The 16,819-nt window shown below is 75.7% G+C and carries 18 protein-coding genes; 15 read left to right on the top strand and 3 right to left on the bottom strand.

Annotated features, from left to right (window positions below; translation table 11 throughout):
- The first annotated feature begins 88 nt into the window (after positions 1-88).
- The 6 genes from ftsH to ACI797_RS00255 are packed head-to-tail and all read left to right on the top strand — an operon-like array spanning position 89 to position 4,930.
- A complete protein-coding gene (gene ftsH, locus ACI797_RS00280) occupies positions 89-2,080 on the top strand; it encodes an ATP-dependent zinc metalloprotease FtsH (protein WP_456856025.1) in 1,992 nt (663 codons plus the stop codon).
- Entirely contained in the window at positions 2,077-2,685 is a 609-nt protein-coding gene (folE, locus tag ACI797_RS00275; protein WP_456537981.1) for a GTP cyclohydrolase I FolE, read from the top strand. Before ftsH ends, folE begins: the two co-directional genes overlap by 4 nt.
- Entirely contained in the window at positions 2,682-3,530 is an 849-nt protein-coding gene (folP, locus tag ACI797_RS00270; protein ID WP_456856021.1) for a dihydropteroate synthase, read from the top strand. Before folE ends, folP begins: the two co-directional genes overlap by 4 nt.
- Complete coding sequence (gene folB, locus ACI797_RS00265; RefSeq protein ID WP_456856019.1) at positions 3,523-3,909, top strand: dihydroneopterin aldolase; 387 nt, start codon at positions 3,523-3,525, stop codon at positions 3,907-3,909. Before folP ends, folB begins: the two co-directional genes overlap by 8 nt.
- On the top strand, positions 3,906-4,409 hold the full coding sequence (folK, locus tag ACI797_RS00260) for a 2-amino-4-hydroxy-6-hydroxymethyldihydropteridine diphosphokinase (protein ID WP_456856015.1): 504 nt from the start codon (positions 3,906-3,908) through the stop codon (positions 4,407-4,409). Before folB ends, folK begins: the two co-directional genes overlap by 4 nt.
- Before the next feature lie 5 nt (positions 4,410-4,414).
- On the top strand, positions 4,415-4,930 hold the full coding sequence (locus ACI797_RS00255; RefSeq protein ID WP_456856011.1) for a DUF3180 domain-containing protein: 516 nt from the start codon (positions 4,415-4,417) through the stop codon (positions 4,928-4,930).
- Positions 4,931-4,988: 58 nt separating this feature from the next.
- Here the strand turns inward: ACI797_RS00255 and ACI797_RS00250 are convergent, their stop codons facing one another.
- Positions 4,989-6,194 (bottom strand): ABC transporter ATP-binding protein, encoded by a 1,206-nt coding sequence (locus ACI797_RS00250; protein ID WP_456856006.1) that lies wholly within the window; start codon positions 6,192-6,194, stop codon positions 4,989-4,991.
- Between the two features lie 26 nt (positions 6,195-6,220).
- Here ACI797_RS00250 and ACI797_RS00245 point away from each other — a divergent pair, with 26 nt between their 5' ends.
- From ACI797_RS00245 to ACI797_RS00235, 3 genes are all read left to right on the top strand, one after another.
- Positions 6,221-6,904, top strand: a complete 684-nt coding sequence (locus tag ACI797_RS00245; protein WP_456856002.1) for an ABC transporter permease — start codon at positions 6,221-6,223, stop codon at positions 6,902-6,904.
- Complete coding sequence (locus tag ACI797_RS00240; protein ID WP_456855999.1) at positions 6,901-7,632, top strand: ABC transporter permease; 732 nt, start codon at positions 6,901-6,903, stop codon at positions 7,630-7,632. The genes ACI797_RS00245 and ACI797_RS00240 overlap by 4 nt, the downstream gene beginning before the upstream one ends.
- A gap of 145 nt (positions 7,633-7,777) precedes the next feature.
- A complete protein-coding gene (locus ACI797_RS00235) occupies positions 7,778-8,791 on the top strand; it encodes a glycine betaine ABC transporter substrate-binding protein (RefSeq protein WP_456855997.1) in 1,014 nt (337 codons plus the stop codon).
- A 69-nt stretch (positions 8,792-8,860) separates the two neighbouring features.
- Here ACI797_RS00235 and ACI797_RS00230 read toward each other — a convergent pair whose 3' ends face one another.
- On the bottom strand, positions 8,861-9,466 hold the full coding sequence (locus tag ACI797_RS00230; protein WP_456855992.1) for a DUF1684 domain-containing protein: 606 nt from the start codon (positions 9,464-9,466) through the stop codon (positions 8,861-8,863).
- Between the two features lie 80 nt (positions 9,467-9,546).
- On the opposite strand from ACI797_RS00230, the gene ACI797_RS00225 reads away from it, so the two are divergent.
- Complete coding sequence (locus ACI797_RS00225; protein ID WP_456855989.1) at positions 9,547-11,025, top strand: DUF6779 domain-containing protein; 1,479 nt, start codon at positions 9,547-9,549, stop codon at positions 11,023-11,025.
- 6 nt (positions 11,026-11,031) lie between these two features.
- On the opposite strand, the gene ACI797_RS00220 is transcribed toward ACI797_RS00225, so the two are convergent.
- Positions 11,032-11,796, bottom strand: coding sequence for an SDR family oxidoreductase (locus ACI797_RS00220; protein WP_456855984.1), 765 nt, complete (start codon positions 11,794-11,796; stop codon positions 11,032-11,034).
- A 245-nt stretch (positions 11,797-12,041) separates the two neighbouring features.
- On the opposite strand from ACI797_RS00220, the gene ACI797_RS00215 reads away from it, so the two are divergent.
- From ACI797_RS00215 to nadC, 5 genes are read left to right on the top strand one after another with little or no spacing between them, the layout of a single operon-like run.
- Complete coding sequence (locus ACI797_RS00215; RefSeq protein WP_456855980.1) at positions 12,042-12,986, top strand: Rossmann-like and DUF2520 domain-containing protein; 945 nt, start codon at positions 12,042-12,044, stop codon at positions 12,984-12,986.
- Entirely contained in the window at positions 12,983-13,837 is an 855-nt protein-coding gene (gene panC, locus ACI797_RS00210; protein WP_456855976.1) for a pantoate--beta-alanine ligase, read from the top strand. Before ACI797_RS00215 ends, panC begins: the two co-directional genes overlap by 4 nt.
- Positions 13,834-14,253, top strand: a complete 420-nt coding sequence (gene panD, locus ACI797_RS00205; RefSeq protein ID WP_456855972.1) for an aspartate 1-decarboxylase — start codon at positions 13,834-13,836, stop codon at positions 14,251-14,253. The genes panC and panD overlap by 4 nt, the downstream gene beginning before the upstream one ends.
- Positions 14,250-15,914 (top strand): L-aspartate oxidase, encoded by a 1,665-nt coding sequence (locus ACI797_RS00200; protein WP_456855967.1) that lies wholly within the window; start codon positions 14,250-14,252, stop codon positions 15,912-15,914. Before panD ends, ACI797_RS00200 begins: the two co-directional genes overlap by 4 nt.
- A complete protein-coding gene (gene nadC / locus ACI797_RS00195; RefSeq protein ID WP_456855963.1) occupies positions 15,911-16,816 on the top strand; it encodes a carboxylating nicotinate-nucleotide diphosphorylase in 906 nt (301 codons plus the stop codon). The genes ACI797_RS00200 and nadC overlap by 4 nt, the downstream gene beginning before the upstream one ends.
- The last annotated feature ends 3 nt before the right edge of the window (positions 16,817-16,819 follow it).

Below are 16,819 nucleotides of genomic sequence, written 5' to 3'. Positions count from 1 at the left end.
CCGGGGTGCCCGCCCGGGTCGCCGGCGGCGTCCCCGGACGATCAGGAGGGTCGACGGGTAGCCGGGCACCCGGCCGCCCGGTCTCGGTATGGAACGTAAGAAGATCTTCCGCTCCGTGTGGTTCTGGGTCGTGCTCGTCGTCCTGCTGGCGGTCGCGTTCTCGTCCCTGTTCCGCGGCGACGGCGGCTACACCGAGGTGCGCACCTCCACCGCGCTGGAGCAGTTCTCCAGCGGCAACGTCGAGTCGGCGACGATCAACGACAAGGAGCAGACGCTCGACCTCGACCTGCGGAACGCGGTCGACGGCTCCACGAAGATCAGCGCGTCCTACCCGATCGGTGCCTCCGAGGACATCTACGACCTGGTGTCGGGCACCGGTGACGGCAACGGCGACGGGGTCAGCTTCACCACGAACGTGACCCAGGAGAGCGTCTTCGTCTCCATCCTGGTCAGCTTCCTGCCCTTCGTGATCCTCCTCCTGCTGCTGTTCTGGCTGTTCAACTCCATGCAGGGCGGCGGCCGCGGCGTGATGGCCTTCGGCAAGTCCAAGGCCAAGGTGGTCAGCAAGGACACCCCGAAGACGACGTTCGCCGACGTCGCCGGCGCCGACGAGGCCGTCGAGGAGCTCCACGAGATCAAGGACTTCCTGCAGAACCCGGTCAAGTTCCAGGCCGTCGGCGCGAAGATCCCCAAGGGCGTGCTGCTGTTCGGCCCGCCCGGCACCGGCAAGACCCTGCTCGCCCGCGCGGTGGCGGGCGAGGCCGGGGTGCCGTTCTTCTCGATCTCCGGCTCGGACTTCGTCGAGATGTTCGTCGGCGTCGGCGCCAGCCGGGTCCGCGACCTGTTCGAGCAGGCCAAGCAGAACGCCCCGGCGATCATCTTCGTCGACGAGATCGACGCCGTCGGCCGGCACCGCGGCGCCGGCATGGGCGGCGGGCACGACGAGCGCGAGCAGACCCTCAACCAGATGCTCGTCGAGATGGACGGCTTCGACGTCAAGGGCGGCGTGATCATGATCGCCGCGACGAACCGGCCCGACATCCTCGACCCCGCGCTGCTGCGCCCGGGCCGCTTCGACCGGCAGATCGCCGTCGACCGGCCCGACCTGGAGGGCCGCAAGCAGATCCTCGCCGTGCACGCCAAGGGCAAGCCGCTCGCCCCCGACGTCGACCTCGAGACCGTCGCCCGGCGCACCCCCGGCTTCACCGGTGCCGACCTGGCCAACGTGCTCAACGAGGCCGCGCTGCTCACCGCCCGCACCAACGGCTCGGTCATCACCGACCCGACGCTCGAGGAGGCGATCGACCGCGTCATCGCCGGCCCGGAGCGCAAGACCCGGGCGATGAGCGAGAAGGAGAAGAAGGTCACCGCCTACCACGAGGGCGGGCACGCCCTCGTGGCGCACGCGCTGCCCAACCTGGACCCGGTGCACAAGGTGACGATCCTGCCGCGCGGCCGCTCCCTGGGGCACACGCTGGTGCTGCCGACCGAGGACAAGTACACCCAGACCCGCTCGGAGATGATCGACACCCTCGCCTACGCGCTGGGCGGCCGGGCGGCCGAGGAGTTGGTGTTCCACGAGCCGACCACCGGCGCGGGCAACGACATCGAGAAGGCCACCGCGATGGCCCGGGCGATGGTCACCCAGTACGGCATGAGCGCCAAGCTCGGCGCGGTGAAGTACGGCCGGGACGACTCCGAGCCGTTCCTCGGCCGCGACATGGGTGGGCACCCGGACTACTCCGAGGCCGTCGCCGCCGACATCGACTCCGAGGTGCGTGCGCTGATCGAGGCCGCGCACGACGAGGCGTGGGAGATCCTCGTCGAGTACCGGCAGGTGCTCGACAACCTCGTGCTCGAGCTGATGGAGAAGGAGACGCTGTCCAAGGAGGACATGGCCCGCATCTGCGCGCCGGTCACCAAGCGTCCCTCGCTCGCCCCGTACAACGGTTTCGGGAAGCGCACGCCGTCCGACCAGCCGCCGGTGCTCACCCCGGCGGAGCGGGCGGAGCAGAACGGGAACGGCCACGTCAGCGGCGACACACCGGTCGGTGACGTGGGCGCCCCCGTCCAGCGATGACGGAGGACCGGCACGGCGGCATCGGCAGCGCGGTCCGGGGCGTCGACCGGCCGCGCGCCGAGGCCGCCGTCCGGGAGCTGCTCATCGCCGTGGGGGAGGACCCCGACCGTCCCGGGCTCAAGGACACCCCCGCCCGGGTGGCCCGGGCCTACACCGAGATCTTCGCCGGCCTCTGGCAGGACCCCGGCGAGGTCCTCGCGACCACCTTCGACGAGGACCACGACGAGCTGGTGCTGGTCAAGGACATCCCCATGTACTCGACCTGCGAGCACCACCTGGTGCCGTTCCACGGGATCGCGCACATCGGCTACATCCCCGGGGACGACGGGCGGGTCACCGGGCTGTCCAAGCTGGCCCGGCTGGTCGAGGTCTACGCCCGGCGCCCGCAGGTGCAGGAGCGGATGACCTCGCAGATCGCCGACGCGCTGTCCGACGTCCTCAAGCCGCGGGGCGTGCTGGTGGTCATCGAGGCCGAGCACCTGTGCATGGCCATGCGCGGCATCCGCAAGCCCGGGTCGCGCACGGTCACCTCGGCGGTGCGGGGCATCTTCCGGGAGAACCCGGCGACGCGCAGCGAGGCGATGAGCCTCGTGCTGGGCCGGTGAGCCGCACCGAGCTCCCGCACCCCGGCCGCTGCGTGGTGATGGGGGTCCTCAACGTCACCCCGGACAGCTTCTCCGACGGCGGCTGCTTCGCCGACCACGACTCCGCCGTCGCCCACGGCCTGGCCATGCACGCCGCCGGCGCCGACTACGTCGACGTGGGCGGGGAGTCCACCCGCCCCGGCGCCGACCGCGTGGACGCCGCCGAGGAGTGCCGGCGCATCCTGCCCGTGATCGCCGACCTCGCCGCCGAGGGCGCGCGGGTCAGCGTCGACACCACCCGCGCCGAGGTCGCCGAGGCCGCCCTCGACGCCGGCGCCGTGCTGGTCAACGACGTGAGCGGCGGCCTGGCCGACTCGGGCATGGCCAAGCTGGTCGCCGACGCCGGCGTCCCGTGGGTGCTCATGCACTGGCGCGGCCACAGCCGGCAGATGTACGCGGCCGCGCAGTACGGCGACGTCGTCACCGAGGTCTGCGCCGAGCTCACCGCCCGGGTGGAGGACGTCGTCGCCGCCGGGGTGGCGCCCGGCCAGCTGGTCCTCGACCCCGGGCTCGGCTTCGCCAAGAACGCCCCGCACAACTGGGCGCTGCTCGCCGGGCTGGACCGCGTCATCGGGCTGGGCCTGCCGGTGCTGGTCGGCGCCTCCCGCAAGACCTTCCTCGGCCGCCTCCTGGCCGGCCCCGACGGCGAGCCGCGCCCGGCCGAGCAGCGGGACGCGGCCACCCTGGCCACCACGGTGCTCGCCGCCGAGGCCGGCGCCTGGGGCGTGCGCGTGCACGACGCCGCCGCCTCGGTGGACGCGGTGCGCACCGTCGCCGCCGTGCGGGAGGCCCGCCGCCGTGGCTAGCGCCCACCCGCCCCGCCGCCCCGACCGCATCACCGTCACCGGCATCTCCGCGCACGCCCACCACGGCGTCTACGACTGGGAGCGCGAGCGCGGCCAGACCTTCCGCGTCGACGCCGTCCTGGAGCTGGACACCGGGCCGGCCGCCGCCGGCGACGACCTGGGCAAGACGGTCAACTACGCCGAGCTGGCCCAGGAGCTGCACGCCGTCCTCACCGGCGAGCCGGTGGACCTGCTCGAGACGCTGGCCCAGCGGCTGGCCGACGTCTGCCTCGCCGACGCGCTGGTCGATGCCGTCGAGATCACCGTGCACAAGCCCGACGCCGACCTCGGCGTGCCGTTCGACGACGTCACGGTGGCGATCCGCCGCGAGCGCCGGTGAGCCGCGCGGTCCTGTCGCTGGGCGCCAACCTCGGCGACCGGGCCGGCACGCTGCGCGCCGCGTTCACCGCGCTCGAGGACGAGGGCCTGGTGGCCCGCTCGGTGCTCTACGAGACCCCGCCGTGGGGGCCGGTCGAGCAGCCGCCGTACCTCAACGCGGTCGCCGTGGTCCGCGGCCCGCGCGACGCCGCCGGCTGGCTCGCGCTGGCGCACGAGCTGGAGCAGGCCGCCGGGCGGACCCGCGAGGTCCGGTGGGGCGCCCGCACGCTCGACGTCGACGTCGTCACGGTCACCGGGGACGACGGCGTGCCGGTGGTCTCCGACGACCCCGCGCTGACCCTGCCCCACCCGCGGGCGCACGAGCGGGCGTTCGTGCTGGTGCCCTGGCTGACCCTCGACCCCACCGCGCAGCTGCCCGGCCACGGCAGCGTGGCCGACCTCGTCGCCGCCCTCCCGCGGGAGGACGTCGAGGCCGTCGTGAAGTGGGAGCACCTGCGTTGAAGCCGGTGAACCGGCGGGACCTGGCCGTCGCCGCGGTCGGGCTGGCCGTCGCCTCCTGGCTGCTGGTGCGCACCTTCTACGGCGACCTGCCGCCGCTGGACTGGTGGCTCGGCGGCCCGCTGGCCGTGCTCGCGCTGGCCGAGGTGCTCGGCGCGCGCACGCTCAAGGCGCGCCTCGCCGCCGAGCGGGAGGCGCGCTCGGCGCAGCGGCGCGGGCAGGCGGTGGCCGAGCGCCCCGGCGGGCCGGTGCGGCCGGTCGAGCCGATGCTGGTCGCCCGCCTCGCCGTCCTCGCCCAGGCCAGCGCCTGGGTCGGCGCCGTCTTCGTGGGGGTGTGGGCCGGCGTGCTCGCCCACGTGGCCTCGCAGGTGGGCACGCTGCAGGCGGCCGGCGGGGACACCCTCGCCGCCGTCGTGGGCGTCGTCTCGGCCGCGGCGCTGGTCGGCGCCGGGCTGTGGCTGGAGTCGGTCTGCCGGATCCCGCCCGGCGGCGACGACGGTCCGGGCAACGGCGTCCGGGCCTGAGACAGGACCCCTCGCCCCCCACGCGCAGGCGGAGGGCCCCTGCAGAGGGGCCGTCCGATCACACCGCGCCGGCGGTCTCCGGCTGGACGCCCTCCACCGAGCGGCGTAGCGCGGCGTGCAGCGACGCCGGGGTGAGCACGCCGCAGAACCGGTCGCCGTCGAGCACGGCCACCCAGCCCGCCTCCAGCTGCAGCATCGTCGAGAACGCCGTCTTCAGCGACGCGTCGACCGGCACCCAGGCCTCCATCCGCTTGGCCGCCGTCGCCACGGTGCCGGCACCGGCCGCGCGCTCGGCGGACAGCCAGCCGTGCAGGTCGCCGGCGTCGTCGAGGACGACGGCCCACCGCGCCCCGGTCCGCTGCATCGCGGCGCGGGCGTCGGCGAGCCCGTCGGCCACGTGCACCACCGGCGGCTGCTCGAGGTCCTCCAGCGCGATGCCGGTGACGGCCAGCCGCTTGAGGCCGCGGTCGGCGCCGACGAAGTCGGCCACGAAGTCGCTGGCCGGCTTGCCGAGCAGCTCGGCGGGGGAGGCGAACTGCTCGACGTGCCCGCCCTGGCTCATCACCGCGATCCGGTCGCCGAGGCGCACGGCCTCCTCGATGTCGTGGGTGACGAAGACGATCGTCTTGCGGACGTCGGCCTGCAGCCGCAGGAACTCCGACTGCAGCCGCTCGCGCACCACGGGGTCCACGGCCGAGAACGGCTCGTCCATGAGGAGCACCGGCGGGTCGGCGGCAAGGGCCCGGGCGACGCCGGCCCGCTGCCGCTGGCCGCCGGAGAGCTGGGCGGGGTAGCGGTCGCCGTAGATGCCGGGGTCGAGGCCCACCGAGTCGAGCAGCGCGTCCACCCGCTCCCGCGTCCGCCGGCGGTCCCAGCCGAGCAGCCGCGGCACGGTGGCGACGTTGGTGCGGATGGTCTGGTGCGGGAAGAGCCCCACGTTCTGGATCACGTAGCCGATGCGGCGGCGCAGCCGGTCGGGGTCGACGCGGGTGACGTCCTCGCCGCCGAGCAGGATGCGGCCGGTCGTCGGCTCGATGATCCGGTTGATCATCTTCATCGTCGTCGTCTTGCCGCACCCCGACGGACCGACCAGGACGGTGAGCTCGCCGGCGGCGAAGGTGAGGTCCAGCTCCGCCACGCCCACGGTCCCGTCGGGGTAGACCTTGCTGACGCCCTCGAGCCTGATCTCCTCGGCCGATCCGCCGCCCGCGGGCGGCGCGGCCGGCGACGTCGCGCCGGGGGGTGGGGGCGCAGTAGCGTCCACGAGGTGCCTTTCCAGGTGAGCGCCCGGTGCTGAGCGCGGTGGTGGCGGCCGATACCGCCCCGAACCCGTGGTTCAGCCCTTCCTACGTGGTGGACAACTGGTCGTCCATTCTGCGGTACCTGGGCGAGCACGTGCGGCTCACCGTCCTGGCGGTGCTGATCGGGGCGCTGATCGCGCTGCCGCTCGCCCTGCTGGCCCGCCGCAGCCGCTGGCTCGCCGGCCCGGTGCTCGGGCTGTCCACGATCATCTACACGATCCCGTCGCTGGCGCTGTTCGCCGTCCTGGCGCCGATCACCGGGCTGTCGTTCAGCACCGTGCTGATCGGGCTGGTGCTCTACTCGCTGGTCATCCTCGTGCGGAACTGCCTGGCCGGGCTGCTCGCCGTCCCCGCCGACGTGCGGGAGGCGGCGCGGGGGATGGGCTACGGGCCGGCGCGGATGTTCGTCCAGGTCGAGCTCCCGCTGGCGCTGCCGTCGTTCATGGCGGGGCTGCGCATCGCCACGGTCTCCACCGTCGCTCTCGCCACGGTCGGCGTGATCGTGGGTCACGGCGGGCTGGGGCAGCTCATCGTCGGCGGCTTCAACGCCAACTTCTACCGGGCGGAGATCGTCACCGGCGCGGTCGGCTGCGTGCTGCTGGCGCTGGTCGCCGACCTGCTGCTCGCCGGGGTCGAGCGGGTGGTCACGCCCTGGTCGAGGGTGCGCGCGTGAACGCCTTCGAGCGGGCCCTCGTCTACCTCAACGACCCGTACAACTGGACGCGGACCAACGGGATCCTCGAGCTGCTCGTCGAGCACCTCGTCATCTCCGTCGTCGCGGTGCTGCTGGCCATGCTGGTCGGGCTGCCGATCGGGATCGCGCTCGGCCACAGCGGCCGCGGTGGCGGCTTCGTCGTCGCGCTGTCGAACGTCAGCCGCGCCGTGCCCACCCTGGCCCTGCTCACGATCTTCGCCGTGACGCCGATCGGCTTCGGCAACCGGGCGACGACGATCGCGCTGGCGGTCTTCGCCGTCCCGCCGATCCTGACCAACGCCTACGTCGGGTTCCGCGGGGTCGACCGCGACGTGCGCGAGGCGGCCCGCGCCATGGGGATGAACACCCGCCAGGTGATCACCCGCGCCGAGCTGCCGCTGGCGGTGCCCCTGCTGCTGGTCGGCATCCGCACCGCGACGGTGCAGGTCGTCGCGACCGCGGGCCTGGCCGCGCTCGTCGGCGGCGGCGGGCTCGGGCGGATCATCAGCCTGGGCTTCGGCCAGGGCGACTACGGCCAGGTCGTCGCCGGCGCCATCCTGGTGGCCGGGCTGGCCCTGCTCACCGAGCTGCTCCTGGTGGCGGTCTCGTGGGCGGTCACCCCGGGCCAGAAGCGGCTGCCCTTCGCGCCGCGCCGCCGCGTCGCCACGGCCACTCCCGAGCCGACGGCGTCCGGCGTCCCCCTGTGACGCCAGTAACAGATCCGCAAAGCCTGCAAAACCGCATTGCCTCGGTGCGGATATCCGGGGTTCGATGACCGGCGCGGGACACCTCCCGCCAGACACGCGTGGCGGTCGACACCCCGGCCGCCCGGGACACAGAAGGCGGCGAGCCATGAAGCGGCGTGCCCGGTACCTCGTTCCACTCGCGCTGGCCTCGGTGCTGGCCACGGCGGCCTGCGGGGAGTCCGGCTCCTCCGGCACCGGGGGCGGCTCGGAGGGGGGTGGCGAGGCCTCCGGCGACGCCTGCGCCCCGGTCGCCGGCGACCAGCTGGTCGTGCTCGAGGACGACCAGCAGCTGCAGAACGCCGACAACGTCATCCCGGCGGTCAACGCCCAGTTCGCCGAGGCCAACCCGGCGGTGCTGCCGGCGCTCAACGCGGTCTCGGCGGCGCTGACCACCGAGGACCTCATCGAGATGAACGCGGCGGTCGACGTCGAGCGGCAGAGCGCCGAGGACGTCGCCGCGGCCTGGGTCGAGGAGAGCGGCGTCACCGACGGCCTCGAGCAGGGCAGCGGGACCGTGGTGGTCGGCGGGGCGAACTTCACCGAGTCGACGATCCTGGCCAACATCTACGCCGGCGTGCTCACCTCGGCCGGGTTCACCGCGTCGGTGCAGGAGGTCGGCGCCCGCGACGTGTACCTGCCGGCGTTGCAGGAGGGCACCCAGATCCAGGCCTTCCCCGAGTACCTGTCCACGGTGACCGAGGCCCTCAACGTGCAGGTCAACGGCCCCGACCCCGAGCCGGTCGCCAGCGGCGACGTCGACGCCACGGTCGAGGCGCTCGGCCCGCTGGCCACCCAGCAGGGCCTGGCCTTCGGCGAGCCCTCCGAGGCGGCCGACCAGAACGCGTTCGCCGTCTCCCAGGCGTTCGCCGACGAGCTCGGCGTCACCACGCTCTCGGAGCTGGCCGAGGCCTGCAGCGACGGCTCGCTCGTGCTGGGCGGCCCGCCGGAGTGCCCGACCCGGCCGTTCTGCCAGCCTGGTCTCGAGGACACCTACGGGCTTGAGTTCGCCGAGTTCACCCCGCTCGACGCCGGTGGCCCGCTGACCAAGGCGGCCATCCAGCAGGGCGAGGTCTCGATCGGCCTGGTGTTCAGCTCCGACGGCGCCCTGGCCCAGCAGTAGGAGGACCCCCGTGCCCCCCACCGCTCGCACGCTCGCGGTGGGGCCCTGCACGGGGGCCGTTCCAGCACGTCACTGGTACCAGCCGCCGGGGGGTAGCTGCTCGCCGGCCTCTACCGGGACGGCGGTGCGGTTGCCCTCCGGCGCCAGCGGGCAGGTCCACCGCGGGTCGTAGGTGCACGACGGGTGGTAGGCGAAGTTCAGGTCGACCACCAGCCGGCCGCCGCCGCCGCCGAGGTCGGCGCCCTTGATCGTGTCCAGCAGGTAGCGGCCGCCCCCGTAGGTCGTCCGGCCCGCGCTGCCGTCGCGCAGCGGCACGAACACCCCGCCGCCGTAGCCGCCGAGCCACCAGACGTCGACCGGCCCGAGCGCGCCGAGCTCGACGGTGCCGAGCCGGTCCATCGGCAGCTCGCCCTCCCCGGTGGGCAGCCGCAGGCGGGCCGGCTCGGCCGGTCGCAGCTCCGCCTCGACCCGCAGCGCCGGGTCGTACGGCGCGAAGGGCAGCCCGCCGAACCGCGCCCGCGCCTCGGGGCCGAACGGCGAGTCCGGGTGGCCGGCGAGCAGCTCGTCGCGGCCGTCCCGCCAGGTCCGCCAGCCCCGCTCGGGGTCCGGAGCCGCGCGGGCGGCGGCGTAGAGGCCGGTCACCCGGCGGCGCCAGTCCAGCAGCGACAGCGACATGGCGGCCACTGTGCCCGACGCCGGTGCGCGCCGTCGTCGTCCTCCCGTCCCCGACTACCGTCCGCCGCTACGCTGTCACCATGCGGGGGGACCGGGACGACGACGTCGCCTCGGGGTCCCCTCGATGGGTCGGCGGCGGTGGGCGCGTCCCCGCGCCGGCGCTGCGCACCGCCGGGCTGGTGGCCGGTTTCCTGCTCGCCGCGGCGGCCACCGCCGTCGTGTTCCTGACCGACAACCCGCAGTACCTCCGCCTCGCCGTCCTCGCCGCCGCCTGGGCGTTCGTGCTCGCCGCCTTCCTGGCCGGTCGCCGCCGCGCCGAGGCCGCGGCCGCCGCCGCGCGGGAGGACGAGATCCGCCGGGGGGGGTACGAGCAGGAGCTCGACCGCGCGGCCCTCGCGTCCCGCGAGTACGAGCACGAGCTGCGCCGCGAGGCCGAGGAGTCGATGGCCGCGGAGCTGACCGCGCTGCGCGCCGAGCTGGCCGAGCTCAGCCTGCTCAAGCACGAGGTGGCCCGCGTCGCGCGGCTGGGCACCGACCTGCCGGCGCTCTCGGGCCTGCGGGCCGAGCTGGCCGGCCTGGCGGGCCTGCGCGAGGACGTGGCCCAGCTGACCGCGCTGCGCGCCGACGTCGCCAAGCTCGACGCGCTGCGGGCCGACGTCGCCGCCCTCTCGGCGCTGCGCGACGACCTGGCCCAGCTCGGCGAGCTGCGCGCCGACGTCGGTCGGCTGCGCGCCGAGCTCACCGAGCAGCTCAACGGCGAGATGCTCATCGAGCGGATCATGCTGCGCACCCAGTCCTCCCGGGCGCCCGGCGAGGCCGACGGCCCGCGCACCGTCGAGGCGCCCGCGCCCTGGGAGGGCGACCGCCCGCCGCGCGAGCTCACCGGCGGCTGGCCCGCCGTCCGGCTCGACGGGCTGACCGAGACCCGGCAGGCCGAGCACGTCCGCGTCGACCGCCCGGCCCCGAACGGCCACCCGCGGGAGCAGGCGGCGCCGCGCACGACGGCGTTCCCGCTGAGCACCCCGGCCAGCCCCCGGCCGGCGCCGTCCCCGGCGTCCGTTCGGCCCGCGCCGGCGTACTCGCCGCCGCCCACCCCGCCCACGCCGCTGGAGTGGCTGGCCGACCGGTCCCTGGTGGAGCCCGCCGACCTGCAGCCGCCGCACCGGTCGCGGCACGCCGCCGCGGAGCCGGACGACGTCCCCGTGCCGCACGAGCGGTCCGCCGCCGTGAGCGACCTGCTGCCACCGGTGCCGCCGCGGCGCCGGCGCACCGACGAGCCGTTCGACGACCGCACCGCCGAGCGCCCGGCCGCGCCGGCCACCAGCTCCGAGCCGGTCGTGCGGCCCTCGCCGTCCCCGCGGCCGCGGCCGACCCCCGCGCCGGCCTCACCGGTGCCCGTGGCCGACGCCGGCGACCCGGTCGGGCACCAGCGGCTGGCGGAGATCCTCGCCGACAACGGCGTGCAGCCGGCGACGGGCGGACGGCGCCGCCGCCGCTACCGGGACGACGACGAGCCGGACGACGTCCTGGCCCGCGTCCTCGGCCGCAACGAGAGCTGAACCGGCTCAGCGCGGGCCGCGCGAGAGCCCCCCGCCGTCGATGACCAGGGTCTGCCCGGTGATCCAGCCGGCGCCGTCGCCGAGCAGGTACGCCGCGGCCTCGCCGACGTCCTCGGGGACGCCGAGCCGCTTCAGCGGGTAGTTGGCCGCGACCTCGTCCTCGCGGCCCTCGAACAGCGCCCCGGCGAAGCGGGTCTTCACCACCGCCGGGGCGACCGCGTTCACCCGCACCGTCGGGCCGAGCTCCACGGCCAGCTGCGTGGTCAGGTTGATCAGCGCGGCCTTGCTGACGCCGTAGGCGGCGATGTTCTCCGACGCCCGCAGCCCGGCTACCGAGGCGACGATCAGCACCGACCCGCCGTGCTCGGCCATCCACTGCCGCCACGCCTCCTGCACCAGGCCGAGCGACGAGACGACGTTGGTGTCGAGCACCTTGCGGAACGCGTCGAGGTCGAGGTCGACCACCGGCCCGTAGACGGGGTTGACGCCGACGTTGCCGACCAGCATGTCCAGGCTGCCGAAGGTCTCGACGGCGGTGCGGACGGCGGTGGCGCGGTGCTCGGCGTCACCCGCGTGACCCGGGACGGCGACCGCCACCTCGGGACCCCCCAGCGCCGCCACCGCCTCGGCCAGCGCCTCGGGCCTGCGCGCGGTGAGCACCACCCGCGCGCCGCGGTCGACCAGGCTCTGCGCGATCGCGAGGCCGATGCCCCTGCTCGCGCCGGTGACCAGGGCGGTGCGCCCGTCCATGGGGCGGTCGGCTGCTGCCACGTGTCCTCCTCGGTGAGGCCGTCACCGTAGGCGGGGCCCCGGCGTGAGCGAGCCCACACCCCTCCTGCGTTGCACCGGGCCGGACGCGGTCACACACTCGCCATCGGCACCACACCTGCGTGACACATCCGGTTGCAGCAGGGCCGGCGCCACCGCACGACCAGCGACACCCCGAGGGGCCACGACGGCGTGGTCCCCAGCCCGACAGTCCGGTACCCGGCAGGGACTGGAACGGAAGGTGCACCATGCCTGCTGCCCGCAGGAACCCCCGCGCCGCCGGCCTCGCGCCCGCGGCCAGCGCCCCCGCCCGCCTCCGCGTGGGCGTCGTCGGCGCCGGCCGGGTCGGCGCCGTCCTCGGTGCCGCGCTCGACGCCGCAGGTCACGACGTCGTCGCGGCCGCCGGTCTCTCCTCCGCCTCCGCCGAGCGGGCCGCCCGCCTGCTGCCCGGCGCTCCCCTCCTGCCCACCGACGAGGTGGTCGCCGCCAGCGACCTCGTCGTCCTCGCGGTGCCCGACGACACCCTGCCCGGCCTGGTCGCCGGCCTGGCCGAGACCGGCGTCTGGCGGCGCGGGCAGCTCACCTTCCACACGTCCGGCGCGCACGGCCTCGCCGTCCTCGCGCCGGCGCAGCTCGCGGGCGTGCTGCCGCTCGCGCTGCACCCGGCCATGACCTTCACCGGCGCGCCGGAGGACGTCGACCGGCTGACCGGCACCCCCTTCGGGGTGACCAGCCGGCCCGAGCACCGGGCGGTCGCCGAGACCCTCGTCCTGGAGATGGGCGGCGAGCCGTTCTACGTCGCCGAGGAGGACCGGCGGCTCTACCACGCGGCCCTCGTCACCGGCGCCAACCACCTGGTCACCCTGGTCGCCGAGGCCGCGGACCTGCTGCGTGCCGCCGGCGTCGGGGAGCCCGGCCGCGTGCTCACCCCGCTGCTCACCGCCGCGCTCGACAACGGCCTGCGCCGCGGCGACCGCGGGCTCACCGGCCCGGTCAGCCGCGGCGACGTCGGCACCGTGGCCGACCACCTGGACACCCTCAACGAGCGCGCCCCGGCGTCGGTCGCCGCCTACGTCGCCATGGCGCAGCGCACCACCGAGCGGGCGCTGGCCGCCGGCCGGCTCAAGCGCCACGAGGGCGCGCCGCTGCTCGACCTGCTCTACGACGCGGCCGACACCTCGAGCTCGAGGTGAGCACCCTCGTGACCCCCGCCGTCGCCGAGTCGGTCGCCGACCTGCGCCGGCTCCGGGACCAGCTGCCCGCACCCGTCGTCCTGGTGCCCACCATGGGCGCCCTGCACGAGGGCCACCGCACGCTCGTCCGCGCCGCGAAGCGGTACGGCGGCGGCGTCGTCGTCTCGGTGTTCGTCAACCCGACCCAGTTCGGCCCCGGCGAGGACTTCGACCGCTACCCGCGCACCTGGGACGCCGACCTGGCCGCGCTCGCCGAGGAGGGCGCCGACGCCGTCTTCCACCCCGGGGTGGACGAGATCTACCCGCCCGGCTCGGTCGGGGTGACCGTGCAGCCCGGGCCGCTGGGGTCGGTGCTGGAGGGCGCCGTCCGCCCCGGGCACTTCGCCGGGGTGCTGACCGTCGTCGCCAAGCTGTTCGGGCTGGTCCGCCCCGACGTCGCCGTCTTCGGCGAGAAGGACTACCAGCAGCTCGTGCTCATCCGGGCGATGGCCCGGGAGCTCGCGCTCGGCGTCGAGGTCGTCGGCGTGCCGACCGTCCGCGAGGACGACGGGATGGCGCTGTCCAGCCGCAATCGCTACCTGTCGCCGCAGGAGCGCACCCGCGCCGCCGCCCTCTCGCGGGCCCTCCGCGCCGGGGCCGACGCCGGGCCGCGCGGTGCTGCGGCGGTCCTGGCCGCCGCCCGCGAGGCGCTCGCCACCGCGCCCGAGCTCGTCCTCGACTACCTCGAGCTGACCGACCCCGACCTCGGCCCGGCCCCCGCGGCCGGCGCGGCCCGCCTGCTGGTCGCCGCCCGGGCCGGCAGCACCCGACTGATCGACAACCTCGCAGTGACGCTGGGAGACGCCCGATGATGCGCACGATGCTCAAGTCCAAGATCCACCGCGCGACGGTGACCCAGGCCGACCTGCACTACGTCGGCTCGGTGACCATCGACGAGGACCTGCTGGACGCCGCCGACCTGCTCCCCGGCGAGCAGGTGGCCATCGTCGACGTCACCAACGGCGCCCGCCTGGAGACCTACGTCATCCCGGGCGAGCGGGGCAGCGGCGTGATCGGGATCAACGGCGCCGCCGCGCACCTCGTGCACCCCGGCGACCTGGTGATCATGATCAGCTACGGGGTCATGGACGAGACCGAGGCCAAGAGTTACCTCCCCAGGGTCGTGCACGTCGACGGCGCCAACCGCATCGTCGAGCTCGGGGGCGACCCCGCCGCGCCCGCCCCGGGTGTGCTCGGGCAGGTGCGGGGCGACACGATCAAGGGGTGACCACCCTCACGGCCACCGGGCTGCCGCTGCGCCTCACCGCCCCCGCCCCGGGGTGGGAGCTCACCGCCGACGTCTGCGTCGTCGGCTCCGGGGTGGCCGGGCTCTGCGTCGCGCTGCACGCGCGGGCGGCCGGGCTGTCGGTCGCCGTCGTCACCAAGGTCCTGGTGGACGACGGGTCGACCCGGTGGGCGCAGGGCGGCATCGCCGCCGTCCTCGACCCCGCCGACAGCCCCGAGGCGCACGCCCGCGACACCCACGTCGCCGGCGTCGGGCTCTGCGAGCCGGCGGCGGTCGACGCGCTGGTGCACGAGGGCCCGGAGCGGCTGCGCCAGCTCATCGGCTGGGGGGCGGCGTTCGACCGCGACCCCGCCGGCCACCTGCTGCTCACCCGCGAGGGCGGGCACTCGGCCCACCGGATCGTGCACGCCGGCGGCGACGCCACCGGCGCCGAGGTGATGCGCGCGCTGGTCAGCGCGGTGCACGCCGACCCGGGCATCACGCTGGTCGAGCACGCGATGGTGCTCGACCTCCTGCGCGACGCCGACGGCCGGGCCGCCGGCGTCACCCTGCACGTGCTGGGGGAGGGCACCGAGGACGGCGTCGGCGCCGTCCGTGCCCGCGCCGTCGTGCTGGCCACCGGCGGGATGGGGCAGGTGTACGCGGCGACCACCAACCCGTCGGTCTCCACCGGGGACGGCGTCGCGCTCGGCCTGCGCGCCGGCGCGGTCGCCACCGACCTGGAGTTCGTGCAGTTCCACCCGACCGCGCTCTACCGCGGGCCGGGTGCGCGCGGCCAGCAGCCGCTGGTCAGCGAGGCGCTGCGCGGCGAGGGGGCGGTGCTGCTCGACGGGGCGGGACGGCGGTTCATGAACGACGTCCACCCGATGGCCGAGCTCGCGCCGCGCGACGTCGTCGCCAAGGCGATCACCCGGGTGCAGCTGCGCGACGGGGTGCCGCACGTCTGGCTCGACGCCCGGCACGTGCCCGACCTGGTCGACCGCTTCCCGACGATCGTCGCCAGCTGCCGCGCGGCCGGGATCGACCCGGTCACCGAGCTGGTCCCGGTCACCCCCGCGGCGCACTACGCCTCGGGCGGCCTCGCCACCGACCTGTCCGGGCGGACGACGGTGCCGGGCCTCTACGCCTGCGGCGAGGTGGCCTGCACCGGCGTGCACGGCGCGAACCGGCTGGCGTCGAACTCGCTGCTCGAGGGCCTGGTGTTCGCCGCGCGCATCGGGGAGTCGCTGGCCCGCGAGCTGCCGACGCCCGAACCGGCCCGCGAGGAGGCGCCGGCCTCGGCCGGGCTGCTCGACCCGGCCGGCCGCGACCGCGTGACCGGCACGATGTCGCAGCACGTCGGCGCGCTGCGCACCGGGGACGGGCTGGCGTCGGCCGTGGACACCCTGGCGGAGCTCGCCGCCGGGCTCGGCCCGCTGCCGCCGGGCGTGGAGAGCTGGGAGGCCACCGACCTGCTCACCGTCGCCGGCGCGCTGGCCGCCGCGGCCGCCGCCCGGGAGGAGACCCGCGGCTGCCACTGGCGGGAGGACCACCCCGACACCGAGGAGGACTGGCGGGTGCACCTCGACGTCCGGCTCGACGACGCCGGCCGGCTGCAGCTGACCCGGCGTCCGGTCGGCACCCCGGTGGGGGGTGCCTGGTGAACGACCCCGCCGACCTCCAGGGCACGGGGCTGTCCGAGGCGTGGGTGACCGAGCTGGTCGAGCGCACCCTCGCCGAGGACCTCACCGGCGGCGCGCCGCTGCCCGGCCCGCCCGATCTCGCCGTCTCCTACGACGTCACCAGCGCCGCCACCGTGCCGCCGGCGCAGCTGGGCACCGCCGACCTGGTCGCCCGCTCCGCCGGCGTGGTCGCCGGCCTGCCCGTGGCGGCCCGGGTGTTCCTCCGGCTGGCCCCCGGCGCCACGCTCACCGCGTCGGCGTCCGACGGCGACCGGGTGGAGCGGGGCGACGTCCTGCTCACCGTGCGCGGCCCCGTGCGTGCCCTGCTGGCCGCCGAGCGCAGCGCCCTCAACATCGCCAGCCGGGCCAGCGGCATCGCCACGCACACCCGCGCCTGGGCCGACGCGATCGCCGGCACCGGGGCGCAGGTGCTCGACACCCGCAAGACCACCCCGGGTCTGCGGCCGCTGGAGAAGTACGCGGTGCGCTGCGGCGGCGGCACCAACAAGCGGATGGGCCTCTACGACGTCGCGATGATCAAGGACAACCACGTGGCGGCCGCCGGCTCGGTGGCCGCGGCGGTGGCCGCCGTCCGGGAGCGGGCGCCGCGGGTGACCGTGCAGGTCGAGGTGGACACCCCGGCGCAGGCGGTGGAGGCGGTCGAGGCCGGCGCCGGCTTCCTGCTCTGCGACAACATGCCCCCGGCCGCGCTGCGCGAGGTCGTCGCCCTGGTCGGCGGCCGGGCGGAGCTGGAGGCCACCGGCGGCCTGACCCTGGCCGTCGCGCGCGAGGTGGCCGAGACCGGCGTCGACTACCTGTCGGTGGGCGCCCTGACGCACAGCTCACCGATCCTCGACCTGGCCCTCGACCTCCGGGCGGGCTGAGCG

This window comes from Geodermatophilus sp. SYSU D00691 (genome assembly GCF_054050275.1).
This window is presented reverse-complemented; position numbering and strand designations above follow the sequence as displayed.